The following is a 16,316-nucleotide window of genomic DNA, read 5'->3' as shown; positions in this document are numbered from 1 at the left end:
CAATGACCACGACGGATACAGCAGACCCGCATGCCATCGAACATCTCACATCGCGCCAGCGCGTGTTCGCCATCGTCGGCGCGTCGTCCGGCAACCTGGTGGAGTGGTTCGACTTCTACATCTATTCGTTCTGCGCCCTGTATTTCTCGTCTGCCTTCTTCCCGAAAGGCAATCCGACGACCCAGCTCCTGAACACGGCCGGCATCTTCGCGGCGGGCTTCCTGATGCGCCCGATCGGCGGCTGGCTGTTCGGCCGCATCGCCGACCGCTACGGCCGACGCAACGCGATGATGATTTCCGTGCTCATGATGTGCGGCGGCTCGCTGATGATCGCCGCGCTGCCGACCTATGCCAGCATCGGCACGGCGGCGCCCATGCTGCTGCTGGTGGCGCGCCTGTTCCAGGGCCTGTCCGTTGGCGGAGAGTATGGCACCAGCGCCACCTACATGAGCGAGGTGGCCGAGCCGGGGCGCAAGGGGTTCTTCGCGTCGTTCCAGTACGTGACCCTGATCGGTGGCCAGCTCGCGGCGCTGCTCGTGCTGGGCATCCTGCAATTGCTGCTCACGCATGACGAACTGAAGGCCTGGGGCTGGCGCATCCCGTTCGTCGTCGGCGCCTGCGCCGCCCTCGTGTCGCTGTACCTGCGCCGTTCGCTGCACGAGACGACCACCGCCAGCGAGCGCAAGAGCGAGGCCGCGGGCAGCGTCGCGTCGCTGCTGAAGCACCACCGGCGCGCGTTCGTCACGGTGCTGGGCTTCACGGCCGGCGGCTCGCTGATCTTCTACGCGTTCACGACGTACATGCAGAAATACCTCGTCAACACGGCCGGCATGAGCACGGAGACGGCGAGCCGCATCATGACCGTCTGCCTGCTGGTCTACATGTTGCTGCAGCCGGCGTTCGGCGCGCTGTCCGACCGCATCGGCCGGCGCACGTCGATGATCGCCTTCGGTGCGCTGGCCGCCGTGTTCACGACGCCGATCATGATGGCATTGCGTAACGTATCGAGCCCGCTGACTGCCGGCGCGCTGATCGTGTGCGCGCTGGCGATCATCAGCCTGTACACGTCGATCGGTGGCCTGATCAAGGCCGAGATGTTCCCGGTCGAAGTGCGCGCGCTGGGCGTGGGCCTGTCGTATGCGGTCGCCAACGCGATCTTCGGCGGCTCGGCGGAATACGTGGCGCTGTGGTTCAAGCAGGCCGGCCACGAGCCGTATTTCTACTGGTACGTGAGCGTCATGTGCGCGCTGGCCTGCCTCGTCGCGATCCGCATGCCGGATCCGACCAAGGCCGGCCTTCTTAAGTAGCGGTGCGCACCATGTCGATGTGCATGATGCCGTCCTCGTCGTACGGCGCGGACACCGTGACGAAGCCGAAGCTCCCATAGAACGCCTCCAGGTGCGCCTGGGCGCCGATGCGGATCGCGTGGCCGGGATGCAGCCGTTGCGCGCACGCGATGCCTTGCGCGACCAGTTCGCGGCCCAGGCCCGTGCCGCGCGTGGACGGGCTGATGACGACGCGGCCCAGCGACATCTCCTCGTATTTCGCGCCCGGCGCCAGGCAGCGCAGGGTGGCCGCCAGTTCGCGCTTGCCGTCGACGGTGCGCCAGCCGAGCAGGTGATGCGCGCCCGGATCGAGGCCGTCGATGTCCGGGTACAGGCACGCCTGCTCGAGCACGAACACCTGCTGGCGCAGCGCCAGCATCTCGTACAGTTCTGCCGCCGTCAGGTCGGCAAAACCGCTCCACTGCCATTCGATCATTGTCGTTTCCTTGTCAGGCTGCCGTCTCGAAACCTTCGAGCACGTTGACCACGTTGATGCCGAGTTCGGGCACGACCGAGCCGCCTTCGAACACGAAGACGGTCGGCAGGCCGAGAAAGCCGATGCGCTCGCCGATGCGCAGAAAATCGCCGCTGGCGAGGCCGAAGTGCGAGCGCGGGTCGCCGCTGAAACCGTCGACGCCCAGCGAGACGACGAGCGCCTGCGGAGAAAAGCCCGCCATCTTCACGCAGGCCGTTTCCAGCGCGAGGAACCACTGCGCCGCCGCCGTTCCGCGCGGCAGCGGCACGTTCAGGTTGACGCCGAGGCCCGCGCCGGCGCCCGTCTCGTCGGCGTGGCCCGCATAGTACGGGTAATCCGTGCGCGGGTCGGCGTGGATCGACGCGACCAGCACGTCCTTGCGGCGATAAAAGATGTCTTGCGTGCCGTTGCCGTGGTGGTAGTCGATGTCGAGGATGGCCACGCGCTGCAGGCCGTCGTCGAGCAGGTGCTGGGCCGCCAGCGCGGCATTGTTCAGGAAGCAGAAGCCGCCGCAGTAGTCGGCGCCGGCGTGATGGCCGGGCGGACGCGTGAGCGCGAACGTGCCGCGCTCGCCCAGGCGCAGCGCGTGCGCCGCATTGATCGCGCAGTCGGCGCCGTTCTTCGCGGCGGTCCACGTGCCGGCCGTCAGCGGCGTCGTACTGTCGAACGCGTACAGGCCGAGGCGGCCCGTGAACGTATCCGGTTCGACGTCGCGGCGCATGCCCTGGCCGGGCCACACGGAGGGGACGAGATCGCGCTCGGCGTTGCGCGGGTCGAGCGACAGCCACTCGTTCCACGCGCTGCGCAGGAAGTGCAGGTAGCGGGGCGTATGGATGCGTTCCAGCGACGTCAGGGGCACGCCGTGCGGGGTGACGATGCGGCCCAGGCCACGTCGCGTGAACTCGTTCGCCACGACGTCGATGCGCTCGGGCGGTTCCGATGCGGGGGCGTGCTGGGCGTGGTGTTCGTTGAAAAAGGTGAGCAAGAAGAGCCCCGATTCAGCGTGAGACGTCGTTCCCGCGCAGGCGGGAACGACGTGCATGCGTAAATGTCCAAGCTCGCGTGTTAGCTGTTACGGCACAGTGTACTACTGTTATACGCCGCCACGAAGTCGTCGAAGGAGCCGGTATCCGTCGCCTCGACCTGCGCCTGCTCGGCCAGCGACACGCGCGCCATCTCGTCGAACAGCGCGGTCTCGGCCGGCATCAGCGGTTCGGTGCGGAAGGCCTCGGCGTGCAGTTCGCTCTGGCGCAGGCCGAACTGCGCGAACGAGCCGAGCGTGCGCACTTCCTGCAGCACGCGCGCGGACGGGGTCTTGTCCGGATCCGCGACCTTGGCCTTCTGCGCGTTCAGCGCGTCCATGTGCGCGCCCTTGTAATTGTGCTCGTGGTCCAGCAGTTCCGCGACGGGGCGGATGCGCTCCAGCAGCTCTTCCGCCCAATCCTTCAGCAGCACTTCGTGGTCGTTGCGCGTGAGGGTCAGGCCCGGACGGCGGCCTTCCTTCACGGTGCGCGCGAAGTTGCGCGCGTGGACCTGGCCTTCCATCGCATTGATCAGCGGGCTTTCCTCGAGGGCGCAGAACAGCAGGAAGGCGTCCAGGAAGCGGCCCGTCTCCAGCGCGATGCCGACCGGTTCGAACGGATCGACGTCCAGGCAGCGCACCTCGATGTATTGCACGCCGCGGGCGCACAGCGCCTGCACCGGGCGCTCGCCGGTGCGGATCACGCGCTTTGGGCGGATCGTCGAATAGTATTCGTTCTCGATCTGCAGGATGTTGGTCGACAGCTGGACCCACTCGCCATCCTTCTTCGTGCCGATCTCCGCGTACGGCGGATACGGGCGCTTGACGGCGTCCATCAGCGAGGTCACATAGCTTTCCAGGCTGTTCTCGTGCGGGCGCAGGCCGGACTGGGCGTCGTTCTGGTAACCCAGGTCGCTCATGCGCAGGCTCGTCGCGTACGGCAGGAACAACGTGTCGTCCGACAGCGTCTCGAGATTGTGCTCGCGGCCGCGCAGGAAGCCCGTCGACAGGGTCGGCGATGCGCCGAACAAATACATCAGCAGCCAGCTGTAGCGGCGGAAATTGCGGATGGTCGCGATATAGCTTTCGGACTGGAAGTCGCGCAGCGCGTTGCGGCGCTCTTCCGTGATGCCCTCGTGTTCCGCCAGCAGCTGCCACAGTTCTTCCGGCAGCGAATAGTTGTAGTGGATGCCCGCGATGCATTGCATGGCCTTGCCGTAGCGCAGGGCCAGGCCGCGGCGGTACACGTGCTTGAGCATGCCGAGGTTCGACTTGCCGTACCAGGCGATCTCGATGTCTTCTTCGGCCGGCAGCTCGCACGGCATCGACTGGCTCCACAGCAGTTCGCCGTCCAGCTTGGAATAGGCGTAGCGGTGGATCGCATCCAGGCGGTGCAGGGCCAGGCCGATGTCGTGTTCGGCCGGCGTGATGAATTCGAGCAGCGCTTCCGCGTAATCCGTCGTGATCTGCGGATGGGTCAGGGCCGAGCCGAGTTTTACCGGATGCGCAGTCCTTGCCAGGTGGCCCTGGCCATCGACGCGCAGCGTCTCGCGCTCGATGCCGCGCAGGCCTTGCAGGAGCAGGCCGCGGTGGGCATCGTCGTCCAGCAGGGCCAGGCGGCGGGTCAGTTGGTTCGACACGAGGTTTCCTTTCTTATACTGCCATGAGACGCAGAGAGTAACCGAAATCGGCCAACCGCGCCGGTCAGCCCTCAATATGACTTTTTAGTTAATTAACCGGGTCAGGTTCCGGGACATTCTGCGCCGCGATCCAGCGGTCGATGCGCTTTTCCAGCACGTCCAGCGGCACGGCGCCGTTTTCCAGCACGGCGTCGTGGAAGGCGCGGACGTCGAAGCGCGGGCCCAGCGCCGCCTGCGCCCGCGCGCGCAGCGCGGCGATGCGCAGCTGGCCGATTTTATACGCCAGCGCCTGGCCCGGCTGGGCGATCATGCGGTCGACTTCGACCTCGTTGTCGGACGGCGGATTGGCCGTGTTCGCGTTCAGCCAGTCGACGGCCTGCTGGCGCGGCCAGCCCAGCGCGTGGATGCCCGTGTCGACGACGAGCCGCGCGGCGCGCAGCTGCTCGTCGGCCAGGCGGCCGAATTGCGAGAACGGATCGCGCATCAGGCCGAGCATCGGCCCCAGGCTCTCCGCATACAGCGCCCAGCCTTCGCCGAACGCCGGATACCAGGCGTGGCGGCGGAATGCCGGCAGGCCGTCGATGGCGTGGGCGCGCGCGACCTGCAGATGGTGGCCGGGGATGCCCTCGTGCAGGGCGAGCGTCTCGACTTCCCACAGCGGCCGCGTGTCCAGGCGGCTCGTGTTGACGGCGAGGGCCGCGACCCGCTCCGGCGTGCCCGCTTCGTAATAGGCGCCGCCCTGAGTATCGGCGCCCGCCTGCTGCACGGGTTTGACGGCCAGTTCTTCCTGCGGGATCGTGCCGAACTGCGTGGGCAACTGGGCCTGGACGCGCGCGATGGTGCGGCGGTAGCGGTCCAGCAGCGCGTCCGCGTTCGTCGGGAACAGGCGCGGATCGCTGCGCACGAACGCGACGAATTGCGGATAACTCCCTTTGAAACCCGTGCGCGCTGCCGTCGCTTCCATCTCGGCGCGCAGGCGTGCCACTTCCTTGATACCCAGCGCGTGGATCTCGGCCGGCGCCAGCGTGGTGGTCGTCGCAGCCTTGACGAGATATGCGTACCAAGCCGCGCCGCCGGGCAGGCCGGATGCGCCGATGGTCGTGCGCGCGGCCGGCAGGTAGTCGGTGCGCACGAAGTCTTCCAGCTTTTGCAGCGCACCTGCCGCCGTGCGCAGGGCGGCCGCGCCATCGGTCGCGAGCCGCGCGCGCGTGTCCTCGTCGATGGTTGCGGGCAGGCGCTGGAACGGCGCGCCGAGGGCGCCATCCTGCACGTGCTCGCGCATCGTCCGCAACTGCGCGGGCAGGCCGGCCATGATGGACTTCGGCGCCGTCCAGCCGGTGCGCATCCCCTCGCGCATCTGCTCGATGATGCCGTCGACGTGGCGCGGCAGGGCATTCAGGCGCGCGATGTAGTTGCGGTAGTCGTCTTCCGTGAAGAAGGGCATCTGCGCGACCAGTTGCGGGAAGCGGATCTGCAGGCCGTCCTGCGCGCTGACCGGCTGCGGGTCGAACGCGACGAACGCGGCGCGCGCGAGGATGCGTTCCTGGTCGCCCGTGAACAGGTCCCAGGAGAGACGGTCCTGGCCGGCCAGCTGCGCGCGGTCGATCTGGCGCGCGAGGTCGAGCATGCGCCGCGCGTGCTCGACGATGGCCGTCTGCTCCGCGAGCGAGGTGTCGGCCAGCAGCGCGTCGTAGCGGTGGTCGCCGACGCTCGTGGCGAATTCGGGCCGGTGCTTGAGGCGCCATTGCCAGTCGCGCTCGAACAGGGCTTGCGCCGGGTCGGCGCTGTCCGCCGCGAATGCAACGAGCGGGCCGAGCAGGATGAGAGTCGCGAACAGTCGACGCATCGTGTTGGCTTCCGGGTGGTGGACCCGAAATTGTAACAAACGGGGCGTCCGGAGCGCGCCGGGGAGACGATCAGCCGAACCGACCGCCGCTCACGCGCTCGATCCCGGCCAGGTCCCGCCAGCTTTGCACGTCGGTGAAGCCGGCGTCCGCCAGCAGCGCGCGCACGGCCGCCGCCTGGTCGTAGCCGTGCTCGAGCAGCAGCCAGCCGCCCGGCGCGAGGTGGCGCGCGCTGCCCTGGATGATGATGCGCAGCGCGGACAGGCCGTCCGCATGGTCCGTCAGCGCGCCGACCGGTTCGAAGCGCAAATCGCCCTGGACGAGGTGCTCGTCGCCGGCCGCGATATAGGGCGGATTGGAGGCGATGACGTCGAAGGTTTCCGCGGCGGCGAGCGCGTCGAACCAGCTGCTCTCCAAGAAGCGCACGCGCGCGTCGTTGGCGGCCGCATTCGCCTGGGCGACGGCCAGCGCGTCCGGGCTGACGTCCAGCGCGGTGACATCGGCGTCCGGCCGCGTGTGCGCGACGGCGACGGCGATGGCGCCGCTTCCGGTCCCCATGTCGAGCAGGCGCGGTGCGTTGTCCGGCAGGCGCTCGAGTGACAGTTCGACGATCAATTCCGTGTCCGGGCGGGGAATCAGCACGGCGGGGCCGACCCGGAACGCCAGGCCGAAGAATTCGCGCCGGCCGACGATGTAGGCGATCGGTTCGCCGCGCAGCCGGCGCGCCACGAGATCGTCCAGGCGCGACGCTTCGTCCGGCGTGAGGGCGCGGTCGCCCTGCGTGATCAACTGGACGCGGGTGAGACCCGTCGCCTCGCACAGGAGGATGCGGTTTTCCAGCGGGTCGAGCGGCAGGCTTGCCTGCACGGCCGCGATGGTGGCGCCGGGCTGGATGGTCATCAGCGCGCGCGCCGCACCAGCACCCAGACGAGGGCCAGCGTGAGGATCGTGAACCAGACGGCCGACCACTGCGGCACGTTCAGGCCGAACACGGTTTCCTGCGCCGCTTCGCACAGGCCGTCGGCGCGGAACAGGCCGGGCAACAGGGTCGCGGTCGGGATCTTGTTGAGCGTCGTCTGCATCGGATCGATGCCGCACGAAAAGCCCGGGTGCGCCAGCACGTACAAATGCTTGCCGACATAGCCGAGGCCGCCCAGCGCGCACAGCAGCGCGAGCCCGGCGCCGGCCTTGATCTTGTTGGCGAAGGCGCCGATCAGGCTGAAGATCGCGATGCCGAGGTACAGGTAGCGCTGGATCACGCACAGCGGGCAGGGCAGCAGGCCCTTCACGTGCTGGAGATACAGGGCCGCGCCGATCAGGGCGATGCTGACGGCGGCGATGGCGAGCAGGAGATTGCGGGACGAGGACATGGGCTTCCTGGTTGAGGTCGAAAAGGATATTTTCAGTCTAGCAACTTATAACTGTCTTAACACCGGGGTCAGAGCCCGATTTTTGGAAATTTCCCAAAAACGGGCTCTGACCCCGGTTTGTTGTTGATCAATCCCCCAGCGCCGCCAGTTGTTCGGCCTGGTGCTCGGCCGACAGGGCGTTCGTCAGTTCGGCCAGGTCGCCGTCCATGATCATGTCCAGTTTATAGAGCGTCAGGTTGATGCGGTGGTCGGTCAGGCGGCCCTGAGGGAAGTTGTAGGTGCGGATACGCTCGCTGCGGTCGCCCGAGCCGATCAGGCTTTTACGGGTTGCCGCTTCCTTGCTCTGCTGCTCGCGCAATTGCACGTCCTTGATGCGCGCGGCGAGGACTTTCATGGCCTGCGCCTTGTTCTTGTGCTGGCTGCGGTCGTCCTGGCATTCGACGACGATGCCGGTCGGCAGGTGCGTCAGGCGGACGGCGGAATCCGTCTTGTTGATGTGCTGGCCGCCGGCGCCCGAAGCGCGGTAGGTGTCGATGCGCAGGTCGGCCGGATTGATCTGCACGTCCTCCACTTCGTCCGCCTCCGGCATCACGGCGACGGTGCAGGCGGAGGTGTGGATGCGGCCCTGCGTCTCCGTCGCCGGCACGCGCTGCACGCGGTGGCCGCCCGACTCGAATTTCAGTTTCGAGTAGGCGCCCTGGCCGACGATGCGCACGATGACTTCGCGGTAGCCGCCCAGGTCGGACGGCGATTCCGACACCATCTCCACCTGCCAGCGGTTGCGCTCCGCATAGCGCGTGTACATGCGCAGCAGGTCGCCCGCGAACAGCGCGGATTCGTCGCCGCCCGTGCCGGCGCGGATCTCGAGGAAGATGTTGCGCTCGTCGTTCTCGTCCTTCGGCAGCAGCATCTTCTGCAGCTCGAGATCCAGTTCCGCCATGCGCGCCTTCGCCGCGTCGATCTCGTCCTGCGCGAATTCCTTCATGTCCGGGTCGGCGAGCATCTCCTGCGCGGCGTCGATGTCGGCCTGCGCGGTCTGGTACTGGCGGTAGACGGCCACCAGCGGGCTCAGTTCGGCGTGTTCGCGATTCAGCTTGCGGAAGCTGTCCATGTTCGCGGTGGCGCCCTCGGACATCAGGAGTTCGTCCAGTTCGACGAGGCGGTTGGCCAGTTGGTCCAGCTTGGCCAGCATGGATGGTTTCATAGGGTGTTCTTATCGGAATGACAGCGGACAAGCCGCGGGAAGCGGCACGCGGGTACGGCGAAGGAGTGCAGGCCGCTAACGGCGGCCGCGGAACAGCTGGGGCAGCAAACTCGCGAGGCGGGCGCGTTCATCGCCCTGGGCGCGGTGCAGGGCCTGTTGCGGGCCGTGCAGGAATTTCGCGGTGAGGCCCTTCGACAGGGCGTCGAGCACCGTCTCGATGTCTTCGCCCCTGGCGAGCAGCTTGCGCGCCCGTTCCAGTTCGGCCAGGCGCATCGCTTCGCTCGATTCGTGCATGTCGCGGATGATGGGCACCACGGCGCGGTCGCCGATCCAGTGCATGAACGACTGCACGCGCGTCTCGATGATGGCCTCGGCCTGGGCGACGGCGGCCTGGCGGCTTTCGACGCCGGTGCGCACCACCTCGGCCAGGTCGTCGACCGTGTACAGGAACACGTCGTTCAGGCGGCCCACTTCCGGCTCGATGTCGCGCGGGACGGCCAGGTCGACCATGAACATCGGCCGGTGCCGGCGCGCTTTGATGGCGCGTTCGACGAGGCCCTTGCCGATCAGCGGCAAGGTGGAGCCGGTGGAGGCGATGACGACGTCGAACTGCGCCAGGCGTTCGGAAAGGTCGGCGAGACCGATCGCGCTGCCGTTGAAGCGCGCGGCCAGCGCTTCGCCGCGCGCCAGCGTGCGGTTGGCGATCGTGATCGACTTCGGATTGTGGGCGGCGAAGTGCGTGGCGCACAGCTCGATCATCTCGCCGGCGCCGATGAAGAGGACGTTCTGCTCGCTGACGCGATCGAAGATGCGTTCCGACAGGCGCACGGCGGCGGCGGCCATCGACACGCTGTGCGCGCCGATCTCGGTCGTCGAGCGCACTTCCTTCGCCACGGCGAAGCTGCGCTGGAACAGCTGGTGCAGATAGGTGCCGAGGCCACCCGCCTCGTCGGCGACGCGCACGGCATCCTTCATCTGGCCGAGGATCTGGGCCTCGCCCAGCACCATCGAATCGAGGCCGGAGGCGACGCGGAACGCGTGGCGCACGGCGTCGTGCTGCGGCAGCATGTACAAATGCGGGCGCAGTTCGGCGAAATTCAGGTCGTGGTAGTCCGCGAGGAAGCGCGCGGATGCATCGAGCGGGTCGGGTGCGCAGCTGGCGGCGTACATCTCGGTGCGGTTGCACGTCGAGAGCAGCGCCGCTTCGTCTTCGCCGCGGGTATTAAATTTTGAAAACCACCCGCGCGCCGCCTGCACCGCGTCGCCCAGCTGCTCAGGCGCCAGCGCCAGTTGCTCGCGCAGCGAGACCGGTGCTGTGGTGTGATTGAGGCCGACGGCGAGCAGTTGCATGGGTGATCAAAAATTGGGCAGCGCGCCCATTATACCCCTACGGCGTCAGGGTTTCACGCGCCCAGCTTTTCCAGCCTATAGCCGTAGCTATATACCGGCACGAGGCGGAAACCGTTCTCCGGACGCAGGCGCAGTTTGTTGCGGACGCGCGAAACGTGCGTGTCCATCGTACGCGACGGGACGGCCGTTTCGCGCACCCAGATCGATTCATGGATGTACGCACGCGACAGCGGACGGCCCAGGTTGCGGAAAAACAGCAGCGCCAGGTTGAATTCCTTGTGCGTGACGTCGATCTGCTCGCCGTCCATCATCAGGCGGCCCGGGCGGGTCTCGAACACGTACGGACCGAACTGTAACTGTTCGGCACCATTCTGCGACGGATACGCCCGGCGCAGCAGGGCCTGCGTGCGTGCGACCAGCTCGCCGCGGCGCAGCGGCTTGACGAGGTAGTCGTCGGCACCGGCCGTGACGCCGGCCACGATGTCGTCTTCGGCCGAGCTGCCGGCCAGGAACATCGTCGGGGTATTCGGCGCCAGTTTTTCCTTGGCGCGGCGCAGGAGTTCCGCCGCCGGGACGTCGGTCACTTGCCAGTCGACGATCAGCAGGTCGGTGCTGTCCTTGCGGAGTTGCCCCAGCAATTCTTTACCACTGTCAAATGCTTGACAACTGTGCCCAGCTCCGTTCAGAACTTGGCAGATGAGTTCTGCCTGGGTCGTGTCGTTGTCCAGTACGGATATTCTCATGATGTTCAGGCTGTCTCGGCTGTGGGACTGTAGGACGTCACTGTAGGAACATTCCTACAATGTCACTAAATATATCAGACTTTTAAAACGCAAAGCTACCGATGCCTCAGATAAATTCACATTTTCGTTGGGAAATTGCGTCATAGTTGTGTCAGGCCGGAGACAAACTCCCGGTTACACTGACTTCAACATTGTGGTTGAGGAGCTAACATGTTCAAGAAGAAGAGTCAGGACGGCGAATTGGCCCTGTTGCCGGTCTCCAGCGAGGACATCGAACGCGTGCGCGAACGCTGCCGCGGCCTCGTGCGCAAGCGCGCGGCCATTTCGGCGGGCGTATCCGTGATCCCGGTGCCGGGCGTGGACATCGTCGCGGACCTGTCCAGCTTTGCCGTCATGGTGGAAGAGATCAACCGGGCGTTCGGCCTGTCGCCGGAGCAGATCGACCGGCTGCAGCCGCGCATGCGCATCGCCACTTACCAGGCCGTGGCGGCCATCGGCAGTACGCTCGTGGGCAAGATCGTGACGAAGGAACTGGTGCTGAAGCTGTTGCAGAAGTCGGGTGCCAAGCTGGCGGCCAAGTCGGCGGCGAAGATCGTGCCGCTGGCGGGGCAGGTCGCGTCGGCCGCGATCGGCTTTGCGTTATTCAGGCAGATGGGCTACCAGCACATCGACGCCTGCACGCGCGTCGCGCGCGAGGTGGCAGCCGCGCCGGCGTGAACACCCCGGCGCGGCGGAAAGACGGAATCAGGCGTCCGGCAGGACGACGTTGACGTCGAGCACTTCCAGGTTGCCCTGGCGGTCGAGGGAAATCTTGATGTCCTCGGCGTTGACCTTGGTGTACTTGGAGATCACTTCGATCAGCTCGCGGTGCAGGGCGGGCAGGAAGTCCGGTCCGCCGCGGCCGCTGCGTTCGCGGGCGATGATGATCTGCAGCCTTTCCTTGGCCGCCGTCGCGCTTTTCTGATTCTTGGGAAACAGGAATGAGAGCAGAGGCATGTCACTTCGCTCCGAACAGGCGCTGCAGGAAGCCCGGCTTTTCGTAACTGGTGAAGCGCAGCGGGATCTCTTCGCCCAGGAAGCGGGACACGACGTCCTGGTAGGCCTGGGCCACGTCGGTATCCTTGAAGTGGATGGCCGGGTTGCCCTGGTTCGACGCGTGCAGCACGGCTTCCGATTCCGGAATGATGCCGAGCAGGGGGATGCGCAGGATTTCCTGCACGTCCTGGTACGACAGCATTTCGTCGTTTTCCACGCGGCGCGGCGAGTAGCGGGTGATCAGCAGGTGTTCCTTGACCGGTTCGCCGCCGCTCTGGGCGCGGCGCGACTTGGCTTGCAGGATGCCGAGGATGCGGTCGGAATCGCGCACGGACGAGACTTCCGGGTTGGTGACGATCAGCGCTTCGTCGGCGAACGTCAGCGCCATCAGGGCGCCGTGCTCGATGCCGGCCGGCGAGTCGCAGATGATGAACTCGAAGTCCATCTTGACCAGCTCGTTCAGCACGTTTTCCACGCCTTCTTCCGACAGCGCGTCCTTGTCGCGCGTCTGCGAAGCCGGCAGGATGAACAGGTTGTCGCAGTGCTTGTCCTTGATCAGGGCCTGGGTCAGGCTCGCTTCGCCGTTGATGACGTTGATCAGGTCGTACACGACGCGGCGTTCGCAACCCATGATCAGGTCGAGGTTGCGCAGGCCGACGTCGAAATCGATGACGACGGTCTTGTGGCCGCGCAGTGCGAGGCCGGTCGAGAAGCTTGCGCTCGAGGTGGTCTTGCCCACACCACCTTTACCGGACGTTACAACGATAATTCTTGCCATGAAAAAATTGTGTCCTTTTCAGTATCTGGTCAGTGCTGGTACAGGGGCGCGCCTTAATTGCGGGTCGCCGAACCCAGCGATGATATATCGATTCGGTCGCCGACCAAACGGATTTGTGCCGGCTGGCGTGCGACCTCTGCCGGGAAACCTTCGTCGAACGTCCGGTAAACGCCCGCGATTGACACCAATTCTGGTTGTAACTGCAGCGCGAAGATGCGCGCGCCCGCATTGCCCGACGCCCCCGCCAGCGCGCGGCCGTGCAGCGGCGCGTACACGTGAATGCTGCCGTCGGCGATGAGCTCGGCGCCATTGTTCACGACGGCGGTCACGATCAGGTCGGTGCCGCGCGCGTAGATGCGCTGGCCGGCACGGACCGGCGTGTCGACGATCATCGCGTGCACCGGTGCCGCAGGGGCCGGCGCGGGCGATGGTGCAGGTTCGGCGGTGGGCTCTGCCGTTTCGACCGGTGCCGCGGGCATCTCCCGTTCGCGGCCGGCGCTCGTTTGCAAGCCGCTGGTGCCGTCGTCCAGGAACAGGTCATGGGCGCGGATCACGTCGTGCAGCGCGGCCGGCGCGCCGCGCACGGCGACGGCGTTCAGGCGGTACTTCCTGAGCAGCGCGACCAGCGCCTCCCAATCGATGTGCGCGGCGTCGTCGGCGATGCCGGCGACGTCGATGACGGCAAATTCATCCTCGAAAAAATCCGACACACCCCCGGTCATCTGCTTCAGCGCGGCATCGATCGCGATCGGATCGGCCGAATGCAGGATGGTCGAAATGGCCACGACCGTGGAGATCTTGATTTCGATGGGCAGGGAGCTCGAGCTTTTGGGCATAAATCAATGTGGTTGGCTTAGCCCGTGCATTCTACTGTGAAATTTCACTCAACGGAAAAGGGTTTTGGCTCGGGTTTGGATGACTGGAAACTCCTGTTTCCTGAACAAAAATAATGCCTGATAAAGATGCTCAGCCTTAAGCAAAATCAATAAAAAGGCTGTTTTTTCCGATGAATAAGCTGATAAGATTGATTTTGCTTAAACAAGATTTAAGCGAGGTCACTAATATTGTTGGCTTTCTGTCCAAGCTTGAGCGGAGATTGCGCTTCCTCAAGCGCGCGTTGTGCTGGTGTTCGAATTCTTCCAGGCCTGGGCAGAAAAAGGCCGACAGCAGGGCTGTCCACTCATTGAACCCCGGCCGCTGGGGCCGGGATACCGGAGATTGATATGGAAGATGTCGTAATCGTGGCCGCAGGCCGTACTGCAATCGGCAAGTTCGGTGGCACGCTCTCAAAAATTCCGGCTGCCGAGCTAGGCGCCCAGGTCATCAAGCACCTGCTGACGAAGACCGGCATCGACCCGGCCGCGGTCAGCGAAGTCATCATGGGCCAGGTCCTGACGGCCGGCGTCGGCCAGAACCCGGCGCGCCAGGCGGTCATCAAGAGCGGCCTGCCGGACAAGGTGCCGGCGTTCACCCTGAACATGGTGTGCGGTTCCGGCCTGCGCGCCACCCATCTGGCGGCCCAGGCCATCAAGTGCGGCGACGCCTCGATCGTGATCGCCGGCGGCCAGGAAAACATGAGCGCCTCGCCGCACGTGCTGAACGGTTCGCGCGACGGCTTCCGCATGGGCGATGCCAAGCTGACCGACACGATGATCGTCGACGGCCTGTGGGATGTCTACAACCAGTACCACATGGGCGTGACGGCCGAGAACGTCGCGCGCAAGTACGACATCTCGCGCCAGGAACAGGACGAATTCGCGCTGCAGTCGCAGCTGAAGGCGGAAGCCGCGCAAAAGGCCGGCAAGTTCAAGGACGAGATCATCCCGATCGAGATCGCCTCCAAGAAGGGCACCACCGTGTTCGATACCGACGAGTATCCGAAGCACGGCGCCACGCTGGAAGGCCTGGCTAGCCTGCGTCCGGCCTTCAACAAGGAGGGCAGCGTCACCGCCGGCAACGCCTCCGGCCTGAACGACGGCGCCGCCGCCGTGATCATGATGTCGGCCTCGAAAGCGAAGGAACTGGGCCTGACCCCGATCGCCCGCATCAAGGCGTATTCGTCGGCCGGCCTGGACCCGGCCATCATGGGCATGGGCCCCGTCGACGCCGCCCGCCAGGCGCTGGAAAAGGCCGGCTGGAAGCACGAAGAAGTCGACCTGATGGAAATCAACGAAGCGTTCGCCGCCCAGGCCGTCGCCGTCAACAAGCAGATGGGCTGGGACACGTCGAAGATCAACGTCAACGGCGGCGCGATCGCGCTGGGCCACCCGATCGGCGCCTCGGGCGCGCGCGTGCTGGTGAGCCTGCTGCACGAAATGGTCCGCCGCGACGCCAAGAAGGGCCTCGCTGCCCTGTGCATCGGCGGCGGCATGGGCGTTGCCCTGGCAGTCGAGCGCGATTAAACACCGCACGGCGCCATCGTTGGGGCGCCGTGCCGGTAACCGTAGTTAACAAGTGTGTGCAAAAACTAGGAGAAGACAATGGCTAGAGTGGCATTAGTGACCGGCGGCATGGGCGGCCTGGGTGAAGCGATCTGCATCAAGCTGGCGGCGCTCGGCTACAAGGTCGTGACGACGTACTCGCCGGGCAGCAAGAAAGCGGAAGGCTGGCTTGCTGCGATGCGCGAACAGGGCCATGACTTCAAGGCGTACGAATGCGACGTGTCCGATTACGACTCCGCCCAGGCCTGCGTGGCCAAGGTCGTGCAGGAAGTCGGCGCCGTCGACGTGCTGGTCAACAACGCCGGTATCACGCGCGACATGACTTTCAAGAAGATGGACAAGGTCAACTGGGATGCGGTCATGAAGACCAACCTGGATTCCGTGTTCAACATGACCAAGCCCGTCGCCGACGGCATGGTCGAGCGCGGTTGGGGCCGCATCATCAACATCTCGTCCGTCAACGGCCAGAAGGGCGCGTTCGGCCAGACCAACTACTCCGCGGCCAAGGCCGGCATCCACGGCTTCACGAAGGCCCTGGCGCTGGAAGTGGCGCGCAAGGGCGTCACCGTGAACACCATCTCGCCGGGCTACATCGGCACCAAGATGGTCACCGACATCCCGGCCGAAGTGCTGGAATCGAAGATCCTGCCGCAGATCCCGATGGGCCGCCTGGGCAAGCCGGAAGAAGTGGCCGGCCTGGTCGCGTACCTGTCGTCGGACGAAGCCGCCTTCGTCACCGGCGCCAACATCGCCATCAACGGCGGCCAGCACATGCAGTAAGCGGCCGCGCTTGCGACGCATCGACACCGCCTCCGGGCGGTGTTTTATTTTGTGCGCCCAGCATGGGCGCACTCCTGCGGGTGCAAGTCCCGCCGCAAGCTGACCACGGCGAGCGAAGTGAAGCGCAACTGCGGAAGGGCGACCGACCGTGGAGAGGAAGCGTGGAGCGAAATTGCGAGCCGATGAACAAGAATCGGATAGAAGGCGCCGCTGAGCAGGGCGAGCGGGCAAACGACCGCGAAGCTCTTGTGGTCAAGGCGAGGTGGCGTAGATCCGGCGGTTGTGCAGTGAAGGAGTGCGTTCTTACCTG

16 protein-coding genes are annotated in these 16,316 nt (G+C 65.7%); 4 read left to right on the top strand and 12 right to left on the bottom strand.

The window, feature by feature from the left end:
- Positions 1-2: 2 nt before the first annotated feature.
- Positions 3-1,307: an MFS family transporter gene (locus QPK29_RS26625; protein WP_056133966.1), complete on the top strand. Its 1,305-nt coding sequence runs from the start codon at positions 3-5 to the stop codon at positions 1,305-1,307.
- Here the strand turns inward: QPK29_RS26625 and QPK29_RS26620 are convergent.
- The 9 genes from QPK29_RS26620 to QPK29_RS26580 form a co-directional block, all read right to left on the bottom strand.
- Positions 1,300-1,761, bottom strand: coding sequence for a GNAT family N-acetyltransferase (locus QPK29_RS26620; RefSeq protein WP_371770464.1), 462 nt, complete (start codon positions 1,759-1,761; stop codon positions 1,300-1,302). The two genes, QPK29_RS26625 and QPK29_RS26620, sit on opposite strands and share 8 nt — an antisense overlap.
- A 13-nt stretch (positions 1,762-1,774) precedes the next feature.
- Entirely contained in the window at positions 1,775-2,785 is a 1,011-nt protein-coding gene (locus QPK29_RS26615; protein ID WP_371770463.1) for a histone deacetylase family protein, read from the bottom strand.
- 80 nt (positions 2,786-2,865) lie between these two features.
- Positions 2,866-4,461 carry a glutamate--cysteine ligase gene (gene gshA, locus QPK29_RS26610; protein WP_371764145.1) on the bottom strand — a complete coding sequence of 532 codons (1,596 nt, stop codon included), beginning with the start codon at positions 4,459-4,461 and terminating at the stop codon, positions 2,866-2,868.
- Positions 4,462-4,549: 88 nt separating this feature from the next.
- Complete coding sequence (locus tag QPK29_RS26605) at positions 4,550-6,307, bottom strand: DUF885 domain-containing protein (protein ID WP_371770462.1); 1,758 nt, start codon at positions 6,305-6,307, stop codon at positions 4,550-4,552.
- A 70-nt stretch (positions 6,308-6,377) separates the two neighbouring features.
- The gene (prmC, locus tag QPK29_RS26600) at positions 6,378-7,205 is read right to left on the bottom strand and encodes a peptide chain release factor N(5)-glutamine methyltransferase (RefSeq protein WP_371770461.1); all 828 of its coding nucleotides are present in this window, start codon (positions 7,203-7,205) and stop codon (positions 6,378-6,380) included.
- Positions 7,205-7,675 carry a disulfide bond formation protein B gene (locus QPK29_RS26595; protein WP_056133985.1) on the bottom strand — a complete coding sequence of 157 codons (471 nt, stop codon included), beginning with the start codon at positions 7,673-7,675 and terminating at the stop codon, positions 7,205-7,207. Before QPK29_RS26595 ends, prmC begins: the two co-directional genes overlap by 1 nt.
- Before the next feature lie 127 nt (positions 7,676-7,802).
- Positions 7,803-8,879 (bottom strand): peptide chain release factor 1, encoded by a 1,077-nt coding sequence (prfA, locus tag QPK29_RS26590; RefSeq protein WP_056133989.1) that lies wholly within the window; start codon positions 8,877-8,879, stop codon positions 7,803-7,805.
- A 75-nt stretch (positions 8,880-8,954) separates the two neighbouring features.
- Positions 8,955-10,229: a glutamyl-tRNA reductase gene (gene hemA / locus QPK29_RS26585; protein ID WP_371770460.1), complete on the bottom strand. Its 1,275-nt coding sequence runs from the start codon at positions 10,227-10,229 to the stop codon at positions 8,955-8,957.
- 53 nt (positions 10,230-10,282) lie between these two features.
- On the bottom strand, positions 10,283-10,972 hold the full coding sequence (locus QPK29_RS26580) for a response regulator transcription factor (RefSeq protein WP_056133996.1): 690 nt from the start codon (positions 10,970-10,972) through the stop codon (positions 10,283-10,285).
- Positions 10,973-11,182: 210 nt separating this feature from the next.
- Here QPK29_RS26580 and QPK29_RS26575 point away from each other — a divergent pair, with 210 nt between their 5' ends.
- Positions 11,183-11,689 (top strand): DUF697 domain-containing protein, encoded by a 507-nt coding sequence (locus tag QPK29_RS26575; RefSeq protein WP_056133999.1) that lies wholly within the window; start codon positions 11,183-11,185, stop codon positions 11,687-11,689.
- 27 nt (positions 11,690-11,716) lie between these two features.
- On the opposite strand, the gene minE is transcribed toward QPK29_RS26575, so the two are convergent.
- Genes minE through minC form a run of 3 tightly spaced genes read right to left on the bottom strand, consistent with a single transcriptional unit; the run spans position 11,717 to position 13,621 of the window.
- Entirely contained in the window at positions 11,717-11,968 is a 252-nt protein-coding gene (gene minE / locus QPK29_RS26570) for a cell division topological specificity factor MinE (RefSeq protein WP_036231293.1), read from the bottom strand.
- 1 nt (position 11,969) lies between these two features.
- Positions 11,970-12,785, bottom strand: a complete 816-nt coding sequence (gene minD, locus QPK29_RS26565) for a septum site-determining protein MinD (protein WP_056134002.1) — start codon at positions 12,783-12,785, stop codon at positions 11,970-11,972.
- A gap of 53 nt (positions 12,786-12,838) precedes the next feature.
- Positions 12,839-13,621, bottom strand: coding sequence for a septum site-determining protein MinC (gene minC, locus QPK29_RS26560; protein ID WP_056134005.1), 783 nt, complete (start codon positions 13,619-13,621; stop codon positions 12,839-12,841).
- A gap of 387 nt (positions 13,622-14,008) precedes the next feature.
- On the opposite strand from minC, the gene QPK29_RS26555 reads away from it, so the two are divergent.
- Together QPK29_RS26555 and phbB are read left to right on the top strand one after the other, a co-directional pair.
- Entirely contained in the window at positions 14,009-15,187 is a 1,179-nt protein-coding gene (locus QPK29_RS26555; protein WP_056134007.1) for an acetyl-CoA C-acetyltransferase, read from the top strand.
- Positions 15,188-15,265: 78 nt separating this feature from the next.
- On the top strand, positions 15,266-16,006 hold the full coding sequence (gene phbB / locus QPK29_RS26550; RefSeq protein WP_056134010.1) for an acetoacetyl-CoA reductase: 741 nt from the start codon (positions 15,266-15,268) through the stop codon (positions 16,004-16,006).
- Positions 16,007-16,316: the final 310 nt, after the last annotated feature.

This window comes from Massilia orientalis, from assembly GCF_030411975.2.
Lineage (GTDB): Bacteria > Pseudomonadota > Gammaproteobacteria > Burkholderiales > Burkholderiaceae_D > Telluria > Telluria orientalis.
The sequence above is the reverse complement of the archived record's forward strand: the minus strand, read 5'-3'. Positions and strand labels throughout refer to the sequence as shown.